Origin of the sequence: Oceanimonas baumannii (genome assembly GCF_002245495.1) — a bacterium.
Classification (GTDB): domain Bacteria; phylum Pseudomonadota; class Gammaproteobacteria; order Enterobacterales; family Aeromonadaceae; genus Oceanimonas; species Oceanimonas baumannii.
Genome location: NZ_NQJF01000012.1, coordinates 100,164 through 114,321, shown reverse-complemented (window position 1 = coordinate 114,321; position 14,158 = coordinate 100,164). Strand labels below are relative to the sequence as shown.

The 14,158-nt window shown below is 56.1% G+C and carries 12 protein-coding genes and 4 tRNA genes; 1 reads left to right on the top strand and 15 read right to left on the bottom strand.

The genetic code is table 11. The annotated features are described in order from the left end of the window. Positions 1 to 245: 245 nt before the first annotated feature. From B6S09_RS14550 to B6S09_RS14505, 10 genes are all read right to left on the bottom strand, one after another. A complete protein-coding gene (locus tag B6S09_RS14550) occupies positions 246 to 1,544 on the bottom strand; it encodes an adenylosuccinate synthase (protein WP_094279216.1) in 1,299 nt (432 codons plus the stop codon). Positions 1,545 to 1,673: 129 nt separating this feature from the next. Continuing rightward, complete coding sequence (gene hflC, locus B6S09_RS14545) at positions 1,674 to 2,561, bottom strand: protease modulator HflC (RefSeq protein WP_094279215.1); 888 nt, start codon at positions 2,559 to 2,561, stop codon at positions 1,674 to 1,676. A 3-nt stretch (positions 2,562 to 2,564) separates the two neighbouring features. Beyond that, positions 2,565 to 3,737, bottom strand: a complete 1,173-nt coding sequence (gene hflK / locus B6S09_RS14540) for an FtsH protease activity modulator HflK (RefSeq protein ID WP_094279214.1) — start codon at positions 3,735 to 3,737, stop codon at positions 2,565 to 2,567. Positions 3,738 to 3,799: 62 nt separating this feature from the next. Further along, complete coding sequence (gene hflX, locus B6S09_RS14535; protein ID WP_094279213.1) at positions 3,800 to 5,086, bottom strand: ribosome rescue GTPase HflX; 1,287 nt, start codon at positions 5,084 to 5,086, stop codon at positions 3,800 to 3,802. Between the two features lie 66 nt (positions 5,087 to 5,152). Further along, a complete protein-coding gene (gene hfq / locus B6S09_RS14530) occupies positions 5,153 to 5,422 on the bottom strand; it encodes an RNA chaperone Hfq (RefSeq protein ID WP_094279212.1) in 270 nt (89 codons plus the stop codon). A gap of 37 nt (positions 5,423 to 5,459) precedes the next feature. Beyond that, entirely contained in the window at positions 5,460 to 6,401 is a 942-nt protein-coding gene (gene miaA / locus B6S09_RS14525; protein WP_094279211.1) for a tRNA (adenosine(37)-N6)-dimethylallyltransferase MiaA, read from the bottom strand. Beyond that, positions 6,391 to 8,196 (bottom strand): DNA mismatch repair endonuclease MutL, encoded by a 1,806-nt coding sequence (mutL, locus tag B6S09_RS14520; protein ID WP_094279210.1) that lies wholly within the window; start codon positions 8,194 to 8,196, stop codon positions 6,391 to 6,393. The genes miaA and mutL overlap by 11 nt, the downstream gene beginning before the upstream one ends. Before the next feature lie 2 nt (positions 8,197 to 8,198). After that, on the bottom strand, positions 8,199 to 9,515 hold the full coding sequence (locus B6S09_RS14515; protein WP_094279209.1) for an N-acetylmuramoyl-L-alanine amidase: 1,317 nt from the start codon (positions 9,513 to 9,515) through the stop codon (positions 8,199 to 8,201). Continuing rightward, positions 9,512 to 9,979 (bottom strand): tRNA (adenosine(37)-N6)-threonylcarbamoyltransferase complex ATPase subunit type 1 TsaE, encoded by a 468-nt coding sequence (tsaE, locus tag B6S09_RS14510; protein ID WP_094279208.1) that lies wholly within the window; start codon positions 9,977 to 9,979, stop codon positions 9,512 to 9,514. The genes B6S09_RS14515 and tsaE overlap by 4 nt, the downstream gene beginning before the upstream one ends. Continuing rightward, positions 9,942 to 11,459: an NAD(P)H-hydrate dehydratase gene (locus tag B6S09_RS14505; RefSeq protein WP_094279207.1), complete on the bottom strand. Its 1,518-nt coding sequence runs from the start codon at positions 11,457 to 11,459 to the stop codon at positions 9,942 to 9,944. Before B6S09_RS14505 ends, tsaE begins: the two co-directional genes overlap by 38 nt. Here B6S09_RS14505 and queG point away from each other — a divergent pair. Beyond that, complete coding sequence (gene queG / locus B6S09_RS14500) at positions 11,458 to 12,585, top strand: tRNA epoxyqueuosine(34) reductase QueG (RefSeq protein ID WP_094279206.1); 1,128 nt, start codon at positions 11,458 to 11,460, stop codon at positions 12,583 to 12,585. The two genes, B6S09_RS14505 and queG, sit on opposite strands and share 2 nt — an antisense overlap. 147 nt (positions 12,586 to 12,732) lie before the next feature. Here queG and B6S09_RS14495 read toward each other — a convergent pair. From B6S09_RS14495 to orn, 5 genes are all read right to left on the bottom strand, one after another. Then, a tRNA-Gly gene (locus B6S09_RS14495) sits at positions 12,733 to 12,808 on the bottom strand. A 133-nt stretch (positions 12,809 to 12,941) separates the two neighbouring features. After that, positions 12,942 to 13,017, bottom strand: a tRNA-Gly gene (locus B6S09_RS14490). A gap of 133 nt (positions 13,018 to 13,150) precedes the next feature. After that, positions 13,151 to 13,226: transfer RNA gene (locus B6S09_RS14485), tRNA-Gly, on the bottom strand. Between the two features lie 133 nt (positions 13,227 to 13,359). Next, positions 13,360 to 13,435: transfer RNA gene (locus B6S09_RS14480), tRNA-Gly, on the bottom strand. 151 nt (positions 13,436 to 13,586) lie between these two features. After that, entirely contained in the window at positions 13,587 to 14,132 is a 546-nt protein-coding gene (gene orn, locus B6S09_RS14475; protein ID WP_094279205.1) for an oligoribonuclease, read from the bottom strand. Positions 14,133 to 14,158: the final 26 nt, after the last annotated feature.

Genomic DNA, 14,158 nt, shown 5'->3' with positions numbered 1-14,158 from the left:
CAACGCCAGCCTCACGGCTGGCGTTTTGCTCTCTGGTACGATCATCAGAGGATCCAGACAGCACCGTTAGTGGATCATCAAAGATCCTCTCTGGATCTGTCCTTAGTGCAGGCGCTGCCGAGAAACTCCCGGTGCGGCCCACCTGAACGGCAATACCCTGCCCCTTCGCGGCTTCTGAACCGCACTTTAAGCACCAACAAAAACGCCAGCCTTACGGCTGGCGTTTGACTGCGTGCGTCGAAGAATCAGGCTTCGAACGGATGACGCAGAATCATGGTCTCGGCGCGGTCCGGACCAGTAGAGATGATGTCCACGGGTACGCCAGTCAGCTCTTCGATACGCTTGATGTAATCACGAGCAGCCTGAGGCAGGCCTTCAACCGTGGTCACACCAAAGGTGCTATCGCTCCAGCCAGGCATGGTTTCGTACACCGGGGTCACGGTCTCGTAGCCTTCGGCAGCCATGGGCGGTACGTCCTGTACGGAGCCATCAGGCATCTGGTAGCCGGTACAGATCTTGATCTCTTCCAGACCATCCAGCACGTCCAGCTTGGTCAGGCAGAAGCCGGTGATGGAGTTAACCTGAATCGCGCGCTTCATCGCCACTGCATCCAGCCAGCCGGTACGACGCTTACGACCGGTGGTCGCACCGAACTCGTGACCTTTCACACCCAGGTGCTCACCCACGTCATCGAACAGCTCGGTGGGGAACGGGCCAGAGCCCACGCGAGTGGTGTAGGCCTTGATGATACCCAGCACATAATCCACGTAGCAGGGACCAAAACCAGAGCCGGTGGCCACACCGCCGGCGGTGGTGTTGGAAGAAGTCACGTAAGGGTAAGTGCCGTGGTCGATGTCGAGCAAAGTGCCCTGGGCACCTTCAAACATGATGCGGTCACCGTTGCGACGTGCCTTATCAAGCATGTCGGTCACGTCAACGACCATGCTGGTCAGCAGTTCGGCGTAGCCTTTGGCCTGCTCCAGAACTTCATCGTAGGACACTTCATCAGCGCCGTAGAAGCCCTTCAGCTGGAAGTTATAGTAGGCCACGATTTCCTTCAGCTTTTCGGCAAAGGAAGCCATGTCAAACAGGTCACCTACGCGCAGACCGCGACGGGCTACCTTGTCTTCATAGGCAGGACCGATACCACGACCGGTAGTGCCGATGGCCTTGGCACCACGGGCAACTTCCCGGGCCTGGTCCATGGCAACATGGTAAGGCAGGATCAGCGGGCAGGCTTCACTCAGCTTGAGGCGCTCGCGCACCGGTACACCGTTTTCTTCCAGACCGGCCATTTCCTTCAGCAAGGCGTCAGGAGACAGCACCACGCCGTTGGCAATGATACAGGTGCAATTGTCGCGCAGGATACCGGAGGGGATGAGATGGAGGACGGTCTTCTTGCCGTCGATGACCAGGGTATGTCCGGCATTGTGGCCGCCCTGATAACGTACAACATAACGAGCCTTGTCGGTCAGCAGATCGACAACTTTGCCCTTGCCTTCGTCACCCCACTGGGTGCCAAGTACAACAACGTTTTGTCCCATTTTCACTAACTGTCGAGTTGTTAAAAATGGAGTCTACCAAATTTTGACCAAAGCCGGAACTGCCAGACGGCCAGATTGCTGAAAATATTACCAGGTAATAAAAAAGCCCGGTTACCCGGGCTTTTTTTGTTAGTTGGATCCGGAGGGATCCTTGAGGAAGCGGAAGAAATCCCCTTCAGGCTTGAGGATCATCATATCGCCGCCCTGCTCGAAGCTCTTGCGATAAGCTTCAAGGCTGCGAATGAAGGTGAAGAATTCAGGATCCGCCGCATAGGCATCAGCATAAATCTTGGCTGCCTCGGCATCGCCTTCACCACGCAGAGTACGGGAGTTGCGCTGAGCATCGGCAATCATGACCGTTACCCGGCGATCCGCTTCGGCTTTGATAATCTCGGCCTGCTCGCGACCTTCAGAGCGATGCTCCCGGGCGACAGCAGTACGTTCAGCACGCATACGCTGATAAATGGAGTTGGACACTTCAGTAGGCAGGTTAATCTGCTTGATACGCACGTCCAATACCTTGATACCCAGCTCGGATGACGACTCCAGCAGCCCCTTCAGCGCGCTTTCCATCACATCACCACGCTCACCAGACACAATATCGCTGATGGTACGGCTACCGATTTCTGAACGCAGGCTGTTATTGATCCGCCGGCGCAACAGGCTTTCGGCCTGCAGCCGGTTACCGCCACCGGTGGCCAGATAGTACGAAGCAAAGTTATCAATACGCCACTTCACGTACGAGTCGATAATCAGATCTTTTTTCTCGGAAGTCACAAAACGATCAACCTGGTCATCCAGAGTCTGGATACGGGCATCAAGTTTGCGCACCTGATCGATCATCGGCACCTTGAAATGCAGACCCGGCTGATACACCACCGGCAACTCCGAGTCCTGTTCGCGCTTCACCTTACCAAATTGCAGTACGATACCCCGCTCGCCTTCGGCTACCACAAAGACCGAAGAAAACAGCAAAATCGCCAGCAGGGCCAGCACCACGATTAATAATCTTTTCATCGCTTAGTTTCTCCCTGACGTCGGACGAATGTTGGTTCTGTCGGTAGTCGGCCGAAGCTGGCCACTGTCCTGACCGGAAGAAGTGTTGGTGTTGTTCAGGTAATCTGACGTGATCACATTGGGATCCACCTTGGTGTCGCGCCGTGCCTGTTGTTCCATGAGCTTATCGAGCGGCAGATACATCAGGCTGTTATTACCTTCGGGCGTATCAACCACGACCTTGTTAACCTTGCTGTAGATTTCTTCCATGGTTTCAAGGTAAATACGCTGACGAGTCAAATCAGGCTGAAGCTCATAATGAGGCAGCAGCTCACGGAAACGGGCCACTTCACCTTCTGCACGCAGAGAGATCTGTTGTTTATACGCTTCCGCTTCCTGCAACAGACGCTGAGCCTGACCCCTTGCCTTGGGTTCAATTTCCCGGGCATAGGCTTCGGCTTCACGAATAAAGCGCTGTTCGTCTTCCTGGGCAGCAATTGCATCGTCAAAGGCATCTTTTACTTCTTCCGGCGGACGAGCCGGCAGGAAGTTAAGATCCAGGATCATCAGGCCCAGCTGATAGGGTTCGATAATCTCTTGCAGCAACTCTCGGGTTTCCTGTCGTACCCGTTCACGCCCCACCGTCAGCACGTCGTCCATGGTACTGTGACCAACAACATAACGCAGCGCACTGTCGAGCGCCTGATGCAGGCTGTCATCCGCATTGGTCACGTTGAAAAGATAGTCACGGGGCTCGATAACCCGGTACTGCACATCCATTTCAACACGCACCAGGTTTTCGTCCCGGGTCAGCATAAAGCCGGACGCAGGCAGAGAACGCACGGTTTCAACATCCACCGGATACACCCGGTCAATAAAAGTGGCTTTCCAGCTCAGACCTGGCTCTACCGTCTGATAGAACTTGCCAAAGCGCAGCACCACACCTCGCTGGGCTTCACCAATGGTATAGAAACCACTGACCACCCATACCGACAGTGCAATCACCAGCGCGACTATCACTCCGAAAGAGCCAAGACCACCACCGCCGCCGCCAGAACTGCGACCGCCCAATAGTCCGCCCAGTTTTCCGCTCAGGTTACGAATCACCTTGTCCAGATCCGGCGGACCCTGATGCTTGCCGTCATTCCCCCAGGGATCACGGTCTTTGCCACCATTTCCAGGCTCATTCCAAGCCATTTGTATCTCCGTCTTTCCGGTTTATAAAATTAACTCTATCAAGTAATCGATCATTCAGGCAATCAATCACTTATAAAGCGTTCCAGTTGTTCACCTTCCTGTTTGAGCAGCCGGTGCCAGTCGGCCTGCTGCAAACGTATATCCACCACATACTCACCCTGCTCACCAAAGCACTCCGCCACGATGCCATTCAGCGCATAAAGCCGGCTGCGCAGACGCGAAGCCGAAGGTGGCAGTGTCAGCCGATGCTCAACCAGAGTGCCGGCCAAGCGCTCATTCAGCGCTTCCAGCAAGCCATCAATGCCCAGGCCTTGTTGTGCCGAGACCCACACCGCACGGGGCCGGCCCTCATCATCACGTTCAGTGCGGGGCAAGGGTTGGTCAAGCTTATCGATCTTGTTGTAAACCATCAGCACCGGAATTTCATCAGATTCGATTTGTTCCAGTACCGAGTTCACTTCATCGATATTATCGCGCATCTGTTCGTCGGCACAGTCCACCACATGCAGCAGCAGATCCGCATCACGGGTTTCCTGCAGCGTAGCTTTAAAGGCCGCGACCAGATCGTGAGGCAGATGACGTATAAAGCCAACGGTGTCTGCCAGAATGGCCGCTCCCACATCGGGCAGCTCGATTTTACGTAACGTAGGATCCAGCGTGGCAAACAGCTGATCTGCGGCATACACCCCAGCCTGTGTCAGGCGATTAAACAGGGTTGATTTTCCGGCATTGGTATATCCCACCAGAGACAGCGTGGGAATCTCATTACGCTGACGTGCCCGTCGTCCCTGCTCCCGCTGACGTGACACTTTTTCAAGACGCTTACGGATATATTTAATACGTTCGCGCAACAGGCGGCGGTCGGTTTCGAGCTGGGTTTCACCCGGCCCGCGCAGACCTATCCCCCCTTTTTGCCGTTCAAGGTGGGTCCAGCCCCGCACCAGCCGGGTAGACAGGTGACTTAACTGGGCCAGTTCAACCTGCAGCTTACCCTCGTGAGTACGGGCTCGCTGGGCAAAAATATCGAGAATAAGACCGGTACGATCCAGTACCCGGCATTTGACTTCCCGCTCCAGGTTTCGCTCCTGAGCCGGTGACAGGCTGTGGTTGAAGATAACCACATCCGCCTGATGCATCTGCACCAGTGCAGCCAGCTCTTCTACCTTGCCGGTGCCGATAAAAAATTTGGACTGAGGGGCCGCCCGACTGGAGGTCACAACGGCGCAAGTCGTGACACCCGCCGAGTCAGTCAGCAGCTCAAGTTCTTCAAGATCTTCCCGTTCGCTGTCGTCGGTAAAATTGATATGAACCAAAATGGCGGACTCACCACCCTGATAACGCTCAAACAAAGGGGCTCCTCCGTCGCCTGGCCGGTGTCAGTGCGACATGCTGGCTGCTGGTAAAAGTGTTCAGATTCAAGCTTGATCCTGCTGCTCGCTGTCCGCCTGATCCTGATTGCCACCAGTCGCCGTCAGGTGCTGTACCGGCCGGGCTGGAACCACGGTGGAAATGGCGTGCTTGTATACCATCTGGCTGACCGTATTTTTCAGCAGAATAACGAATTGATCGAAAGACTCTATCTGGCCCTGCAACTTGATGCCATTCACCAGATAAATAGAGACGGGTACCCGTTCCCGGCGCAGTGCGTTCAAAAACGGATCCTGCAGTGATTGCCCCTTAGCCATTTTTGTTGTCCTTATCTTTTGTAATAGTGGAAAGTTATTATTGTTCTGTTGATTGAGCCAGCATTACCTGCTCAATCAGCTGCCGTCCGGCGTCCTTGTCGTCAGTATCGAGCCAGGTCAGCTCGGGCCAGCCCCGTAACCAGGTCAATTGCCGTTTGGCCAACTGACGGGTGGCGGCAATGCCTCGCTGTACCATTTCATCATAGCCAACATTGCCGGCCAGGTAATCCCACATTTGCCGGTAGCCCACACAGCGAATTGAAGGCAGTTCCGGGTGCAGATCCCCTCGTTCATACAGAGCCCGGACTTCCTGTTCAAACTCCTGCTGCACCATCTGTTCAAAGCGCTCGGCAATACGCTGATGCAGGGTGGCACGCTCTGCCGGTGCAATCGCAAACTGTAACACTTTGTAAGGCAAGGGATCACCCTTGCTTTGAGTCAATTCTGTGAGCGTTTTACCGGAAATCCGAAAAACTTCCAGCGCCCGGGACAGCCGCTGAGGGTCGTTGGGATGAATGCGTGCAGCCGAGATAGGATCGATACGCGCCAGCTCGTGATGCAGCGCCTGCCAGCCATGTTCGGTGGCCTCACGTTCAATGTCTGCTCTGATGGCGGCGTCCGCCGATGGCAAGGGCGACAATCCCTCCAGCAGCGCCTTGAAATACAGCATGGTGCCACCCACCAACAACGGAATACGGCCGGCAGCGGTGATGTCGCGCATGGCTTCCAGGGCATCACGGCGAAAGTCGGCAGCGGAATAAGCCTCGGCCGGGTCGATCAGATCGATCAGCCGGTGCGGTGTGGTGACCAGCTCCTCAGCCGTGGGTTTGGCGGTGCCGATATTCATGCCTTTATAGACCAGTGCAGAGTCGACACTAATCACGTCACAAGGAAGCTCACGACACAGCTGTGTCGCCAGGCCTGTTTTACCCGAGGCGGTCGGCCCCATCAGGAATATTGCCAGGGGCTTAGTCCCCATATATCCACCTGTTCAGTTGCGGTTGCAGGTCTACCGGGCACATAAACTCCGGAAGCGGTTCGCTCAGCTCGGGCAGCAGTTGCTGCCACAGCACAGTGGCACGCTGCCAGTTCCACTCTTCTCTGGCAATCGCCTGCTGTGTCAGCCAGTGACACAGGGCGTCAGGCCGGCGAGCCTCTTCCTGCTCCAGCCGCACCAGCAGTTCAGGAAACAGGCGGGCCAGATCCGCATGACGCAGTGGCTGAGGTACCCGGGTGAGAATAATGGTGTCACCAGGGCCCGTTTTCAACTCCAACCCCAGCTTTTGTAATAAAGCTTCATGAGTCGTGATGAGATGTTTTTGCCCGGCCGGCAGCGACAAACGAACTGGCAACAACAGTGGCTGGGGCGTTAATCCCTGTTGCCAGGCTGCCAGCAGAGCCCGGCCGTTAAGCCAGGCGCTGGCCAGATTCAGCTCGCACACCCACAACCGCTCGCGATAACGCACCACCAGTACCCGGTTCTGTTCCAGCAATAAGGGAGCCCCGTCTGCCGGAGCTCCAGCTGGGGTAACGGCTGGCGGTTCAGCATTGTCCTCTTTAGGCAAGGTGGTCATCAGGCTGTCTACCCCCTGCCACTGGCGCTGACTGAGAGCGCTGTCACTGCGTTCTGGTCTTTTCCCGTAGCCATGTCCGGCAGGTGTATAACGCGGAGCCGATGACACCGCTGCCGAATCATACTGAGCGTCGTATCCTGCATCGGGCTCGCCGGAAAAGCCTATTGTTTCCGTTTGTTCCGCTGACCCTGCAGGCGCACTCTCCTCCTGCTCCAGGGTTTGCTGCAGTACCTGATAGATAAAGTCGTGCACCAGCCGGGCCTGATGAAAACGCACCTCATGCTTGGCGGGGTGCACATTGACATCCACCTCATGGGCATCCAGCTCCAGATAAAGCACAAAGGCAGCGTGCCCTTCCGCCGGCAGCCGCTCCCCATAGGCCTGACGCACGGCATGATTAAACAGCTTGTCACGCATCATGCGGCCATTCACATAGGTGTACTGTACATCGGGCTGATTGCGGGCCGCCGAGGCGGGTGCCAGCCAGCCCCACAGGCGCAGGCCGTGATGCTCACTGTCGAATTTCAGGGACGGACTGACAAAGGCCTGACCACACACTGCCGCCAGCCGCTTATCGTGCTGAGAAGGCAACGTGCCGGCCCGGTACTGACGCACCGGTTTACCGTTGTGCCGCAGCGTAATACTGACATCGAAACGGCTGAGCGCAATGCGCCGCAGTACCTCGTCAATATGGCCAAATTCGGTTTTTTCGGTGCGCAGAAAGCGCCGTCTCGCCGGTGTATTAAAAAACAGATCGGCCACTTCCACCGTAGTCCCTTGCGGATGGGACGCCGGTTGCAGCTGAACCGCCATATCCCGGCCTTCGGCCATGGCCTGCCATGCCTCCTCCTGCTCAGCAGTGCGGGACGTAAGCAGCAGTCGGGATACCGAGCTGATGGAAGCCAGCGCTTCGCCGCGAAAACCCAGGCTGACAATCGCCTCGAGATCATCCAGCGTACTGACTTTGGACGTAGCGTGACGGGACAATGCCAGCGTAAGCTCGTTTTTGTCGATGCCACAACCATTGTCACGGATACGGATCAGCTTGGCTCCGCCTTTTTCTATATCAACGTCAATGCGGGTGGCACCGGCATCCAGGCTGTTTTCCACCAGTTCCTTGACCACTGAAGCCGGCCGCTCGACCACTTCACCGGCGGCAATCTGGTTAGCCAGCCGGGCCGGCAGGATCTGTATTCCCATGCTTAGCTACCCGGTATATTCAATATTTGTCCGACCCGGACCACATCACTCCGCAGATCGTTATGGCCCTTGATGCGATTCACCGAAATGCCGTAACGCTTGGCAATCACCGAAAGACTTTCACCATTTCTCACCGTATGACGAATGGACGATCCCGGAGCAACCTTGGCAGCCATCATGGTGCCATTGGGTGGATTCTGACGATAATAGGACTTGATACCGTTCAACAATGCCCTGGCAATTTTTTGCTGATGAGACGAGGTCAGCAGCAACTGTTCTTCATGGGGGTTGGAAATAAACCCTGCCTCGATCAGCAGCGAAGGGATATCCGGCGACTTGAGCACAGCCAGGCTGGCGTGCTCGGGCTTGCGCTTGTGCAGCCGAACGACCTTGGCCATTTCTGCCAGAATATGTTCACTGATGGCATAACTGTCGGCCCGGGCTCGGTCCATCGACAGATCAAGAAACGTCCGGGTGAGATAAGGATTACCATCGGTCTGGGAAATGACTTCGCCCACCCCACCCAGCAATTCAGACTGACGCTCCTGCTTTTCCAGCCAGCCGGCCATTTCCCGGTTGGCCCGGTTCGATGACAACAGCCAGACAGAAGCACCGCGCGGGCCCTGATTAGCCACGCTGTCAGCATGAATAGACAACAGCAGATCGGCACCGGCCTTCCGGGCAATTTCCGAACGCTGATTCAGGTTAACGTAATAGTCACCGGTGCGGGTCAGCACGGCCCGCAACCCAGGCTCCTTATTAATCAGCTCGGCCAGCCGGCGGGAAATGGACAGCGTAATGTGCTTTTCATGGTTCTTTTTGGGACCCACCGCGCCGGGATCTTCACCACCGTGACCAGCATCGATGGCCACCACCAGCTCACGCAACCCGGCCGGGGCGAGTTTGTGCACCGCTGGCTCTGGCTTACGGCTTTGATCCTGGTAGGGCAGGTCGATCACCAGCCGGTGACCATAATTCCCTGCCGGAGCCAGTGGAAATACCACCGGCTTGACCTGTGTCGTCAGCTCAAACACCAACCGGTAGCTGCCTGGCTGAGCAGGCTTGCTGTCACGAATACGGGTGATCAGCTCACTGCTGTTTTTAATGGCTGAGAAATTTACCTGACTCCGGGTTTGCGCCAGATCCACCACCAGCCGGTGCGGACCATTCAGCATAAAATGATCAAAACGCGGGCTTCCCTGCATATCCAGCACAATGCGGGTACTATCGGGAGAGGGCCAGATACGAATGCCTTCCAGCTGATTGGCCCAGGTACCGACAGAACACAATAAGCAAAACAATCCCAGTAAGGCTCTCATGACTGCACCGCCTTAAGCATATTGCGGCCAGTGTCGGTGCTGGCATGCAATACCACACGACGGGCATCGCCGTCATAACTGAAGGTAATATCCAGATCCGGAGCAGGCAGCATGCCCGTTCCTCGCTCAGGCCACTCCACCAGACACAGGCTGTTGTCGGTAAAATAGTCGCGAATGCCCATATACTCGAGTTCTTCCGGATCCGCCAGGCGATAAAGATCGAAATGATAAATCGCGCGCTCACCACACTGGTAAGGCTCAACCAGGGTATAGGTGGGGCTTTTTACGTTTCCCTGATGCCCCAGCGCCTGAATAACGCCACGGCTGAACGTGGTTTTTCCGGCCCCAAGCTCACCATGCAAAAAAATGACACAGGCAGCGTCACTGCTATGGGCCAGGGCATCGCCCAGCGCCAGGGTGGCGGCCTCATCGGCCAGTGTCAGAGTCAGGCTTGTTGTTGTCATATTCGTCCGTTCGATTGATAAGGCTTCTTATGGGGTTGAGCAAATCTGATGCCAGCATGCCTACCATGCCAGACTGGGCGGCCATATCGCCGGCTTTGGCATGCAGACACACTCCCAGCCGGGCGGCTTGCTCCGGTGCCAGTCCCTGGGCCAGAAAAGCGCCGATTATACCAGATAACAGGTCACCCATACCTCCTGATGCCATGCCGGGATTACCATACGGGCACAGCGCCAGCCCCTGTTCACCGGCAATCAGGGTTCCCGCCCCTTTCAGGACCACAACGGCACCGGTTTGTTCCCTGAGCCGCTGTACCGCCAGCAGCCGGTTTGACTCTATTTCTGCCGCCGTGCACCCCAGCATGGCAGCCGCTTCCCCGGAGTGCGGAGTGATCACCGTACTAGCCGACACCCGTTCTTTAAGCAAATGCAGAGCATCTGCATCGATCACCATCGGCTTGCCCGCCGCGAGCGCAGCAGTCAGCAGTTGCCGGCTCCAGTCATGGCGCCCGAGCCCGGGGCCGACAATCAGGGCATCAGACCAAGCCCACTGCTCAAAGCCGGGGAACACAGCCGTCATCAGTTCAGGCCGGGTCAGATTCAGCCAGTGAACATGGCCTGCATGGCTGAGCAGCCGCACCAGGCCGGTCCCACAACGCAATGCTGCTTCGCCCGCCAGCCGGATGGCCCCGCTCATACCCTGGTATCCTCCCGCTACCAGCAAACGGCCGGTTTCTCCTTTGTGAGCACCACACCGCCGCACGGGCAACAGGTTCCGCTGATGGTGCCAGTGTAATAACTGTACCGCCGGCTGCTGCTCCAACCGGTGCTGAATGCCGAGATCTGCCAGCCACAGGCGACCACAGACATCGGGCCCCCGACCGGTCAGCAGTCCGCTCTTAAGCCCGACGAAAGTAATGGTGGCAGCAGCAGACACCGATTTTACGGGAATGCAGCCGGTACCGGCACACAGTCCTGAAGGAACATCAATGGCCAGTACCGGTACATGCTGCCGGTTGATAACATCAATATGCTGTTGTGCTACCTCTCTAGGAGCTCCATTCAGGCCGGTCCCAAGCACCGCATCGATTACCAGATCAGGCGCTCCCTGCAACGCTCCCAGCCTTTCTATGGCTCCACCGTCGGCACGGTAATGATCCCGGGCAATGGCCGCATCGCCAGTCAGGGCATCTGCATCGCCCATTTGCACCAGTTGCACCTTGATACCGGCAGCCCGGGCCAGCCGGGCAACCACATAGCCATCACCGCCATTATTGCCCCCTCCGCAAAAAACCCACCAGTGCCGGCTACCGGGCCACTCCCGCCGGGCCAGTTCAAAGGCAGCCAGCCCGGCACGGGACATCAGTTCAAACATGGCCATGCCCATGGCCGCGGCTGCTTGCCGCTCACCCTCTCTAATCTGCTCCGGCAGCCAGAGTCCTTGTGTTAGAATATGGGGCTTTTCCAGACCGGTAATGCTCATGACCACTCCCGATTTCGATGCATTGGCTCACGATATCAAGCTCTGGGCAGCAGAGCTAGGATTTGACCAGGCCGGCATTACCGATACCGATTTGTCTGATCAGGAGCCGTTGCTGGCAGAATGGCTGGCAAAAGGGTATCACGGGGAAATGGAGTATATGGCTCGCCATGGCATGATGCGCGCCCGCCCCCATGAACTGCTGCCGGGCACCTTACGGGTCATTTCGGTACGCATGAGTTATCTGCCTGAGCAGGCAGCCATTGCCCATGTACTGAGTAATCCGGACAAAGGCTATATCAGCCGCTATGCCCTGGGCCGGGACTATCACAAAGTGCTGCGCAACAGACTGAAAAAGCTGGCAGACAAAATTCAGGAGCGGGCCGCCGAGCTGGTAGCCCGCCCTTTTGTTGATTCGGCACCAGTGCTTGAGCGGCCGCTGGCTGTTAATGCCGGCCTGGGCTGGACCGGCAAACACTCACTTATCATCAACCGGAAGCAGGGCTCTTTTTTCTTTTTGGGGGAATTGCTGGTCAACCTGCCGTTGCCGGTAGACTCACCGGTAGAAGAAGGCTGCGGCAACTGTGTGGCCTGTCTGACCATCTGCCCCACTCAAGCCATTGTGGAGCCCTATGTGGTCGATGCCCGGCGCTGTATTTCCTATCTCACCATTGAACTGGACGGCCCCATACCGGAAGCCCTCCGCCCGCTGATGGGTAATCGTATTTACGGCTGCGACGACTGTCAGTTGATCTGTCCCTGGAACCGCTTTGCCAATGCCAGCAAGGAGCCGGATTTTTCCCCAAGAGAGCAATTGCATGCGCCGCAATTGCTGGCGCTGTTTGACTGGAGCGAAGCCCACTTCCTGAAAGTAACTGAAGGCAGTCCCATTCGCCGGATTGGCTACCGCCGCTGGCTGCGTAACATTGCCGTAGCGCTGGGTAATGCACCGGCAAGCCCCATGGTGATACAGGCACTGGAGCAAAAGCGGGATGAAGTGGATGAGATGGTACAAGAGCATATTGACTGGGCACTGACTCAGCAGACCGAGAAGCTGGCAAGCCAGAACCGTAAAACTGCCCGTTTAATCCGGGCCGTAGACAAGGGCATGCCGGCTCATGCGCGCTAACGCCCGCCCCATTTCCCAGTCGACACGGGAAAACACCCGGAACTGAGGGCAAACGGCATTCGGTGAAGGCACAGGGGCCGCGGCGCCCTTTTAAACTTTTTGCTTTTAAAACGCAAAAAACCGACCTAAGGGTCGGTTTTTTTAATTTGGAGCGGGAAACGAGATTCGAACTCGCGACCCCAACCTTGGCAAGGTTGTGCTCTACCAGCTGAGCTATTCCCGCGTAAACTTTTATATTGTGTATGGCCGCGGTGCGACCCTTATCAACTTCAGCAAGGTCAAGCTCTGTATCAGCCGAGCTATTCCTGTTTAACGCTGCTTTAGATACCGTTCTGGTCAAACGACATCTTGTAATTTGGAGCGGGAAACGAGATTCGAACTCGCGACCCCAACCTTGGCAAGGTTGTGCTCTACCAGCTGAGCTATTCCCGCGTAAACTTTTATGTTGTGTATAGCCGCGGCGCGACCATCATCAACTTCAGCAAGGTCATGCTCTGTATCAACCGAGCCATTCCTGTTTAACGCTGCTTTAGATACCGTTCTGGTCAAACGACATCTTGTAATTTGGAGCGGGAAACGAGATTCGAACTCGCGACCCCAACCTTGGCAAGGTTGTGCTCTACCAGCTGAGCTATTCCCGCGTAAACTTTTATGTTGTGTATAGCCGCGGCGCGACCATCATCAACTTCAGCAAGGTCATGCTCTGTATCAACCGAGCCATTCCTGTTTAACGCTGCTTTAGATACCGTTCTGGTCAAACGACATCTTGTAATTTGGAGCGGGAAACGAGATTCGAACTCGCGACCCCAACCTTGGCAAGGTTGTGCTCTACCAGCTGAGCTATTCCCGCACTTACCGTAACCAGTGGCTTGCTTCACAATTCCTCTTGGCTACGGGTGGCGAATTATAAGCACCCCCCGATCGAATGCAAGCCTTTTTTTGAAGGTTATTTCCGTTTGCCGAAAATGTCGCCAACCGGTTTAAATACACCGGAAAACCGCTTAAATGGTAAACACATGCTGACGGTAGAACTGCAGTTCGGCAATGGACTCCCGAATATCGTCCAGCGCCTGGTGACTGCCCTTTTTGGTGAACTGCTCCAGCAATGCCGGCTGCCAGCGGCGCACCAGCTCTTTTACCGTGCTGACATCCACATTACGGTAATGGAAAAAGGCTTCCAGTACCGGCATGTGCCGCACCAGAAAACGACGGTCCTGGCCAATGGAGTTACCACACAAGGGCGAGCTGCCTTCCGGCACCCACTGACGCAAAAACGCCAGCGTCTGTTCCACTGCCTCATTTTCGGTAATGGTACTGGCCTGCACCCGGGCGATCAGACCGGAGCCGGTATGGGTGTGTACATTCCAGTCATCCATTTTTCCAAGTTCGGCTTCACTCTGATGAATAGCCAGCACAGGGCCTTCAGCCAGAATATTCAGCTCCTTGTCGGTCACGATACTGGCAATTTCAATCACACGGTGTTCATCCGGGTCAAGCCCGGTCATTTCCAGATCGATCCACACCAGATTTTCTGCACTTTGACTCATGGTTTGCTTTCCTGCGGCTTGGCAAA

Excerpts from the sequence above, each read along its gene's own strand:
- B6S09_RS14550 (WP_094279216.1), bottom strand. The coding sequence starts at position 1,544 with ATGGGACAAAACGTTGTTGTACTTGGCACCCAGTGGGGTGACGAAGGC.
- hflC (WP_094279215.1), bottom strand. The coding sequence starts at position 2,561 with ATGAAAAGATTATTAATCGTGGTGCTGGCCCTGCTGGCGATTTTGCTG.
- hflK (WP_094279214.1), bottom strand. The coding sequence starts at position 3,737 with ATGGCTTGGAATGAGCCTGGAAATGGTGGCAAAGACCGTGATCCCTGG.
- hfq (WP_094279212.1), bottom strand. The coding sequence starts at position 5,422 with ATGGCTAAGGGGCAATCACTGCAGGATCCGTTTTTGAACGCACTGCGC.
- miaA (WP_094279211.1), bottom strand. The coding sequence starts at position 6,401 with ATGGGGACTAAGCCCCTGGCAATATTCCTGATGGGGCCGACCGCCTCG.
- mutL (WP_094279210.1), bottom strand. The coding sequence starts at position 8,196 with ATGGGAATACAGATCCTGCCGGCCCGGCTGGCTAACCAGATTGCCGCC.
- B6S09_RS14515 (WP_094279209.1), bottom strand. The coding sequence starts at position 9,515 with ATGAGAGCCTTACTGGGATTGTTTTGCTTATTGTGTTCTGTCGGTACC.
- tsaE (WP_094279208.1), bottom strand. The coding sequence starts at position 9,979 with ATGACAACAACAAGCCTGACTCTGACACTGGCCGATGAGGCCGCCACC.
- queG (WP_094279206.1), top strand. The coding sequence starts at position 11,458 with ATGACCACTCCCGATTTCGATGCATTGGCTCACGATATCAAGCTCTGG.
- B6S09_RS14505 (WP_094279207.1), bottom strand. The coding sequence starts at position 11,459 with ATGAGCATTACCGGTCTGGAAAAGCCCCATATTCTAACACAAGGACTC.
- orn (WP_094279205.1), bottom strand. The coding sequence starts at position 14,132 with ATGAGTCAAAGTGCAGAAAATCTGGTGTGGATCGATCTGGAAATGACC.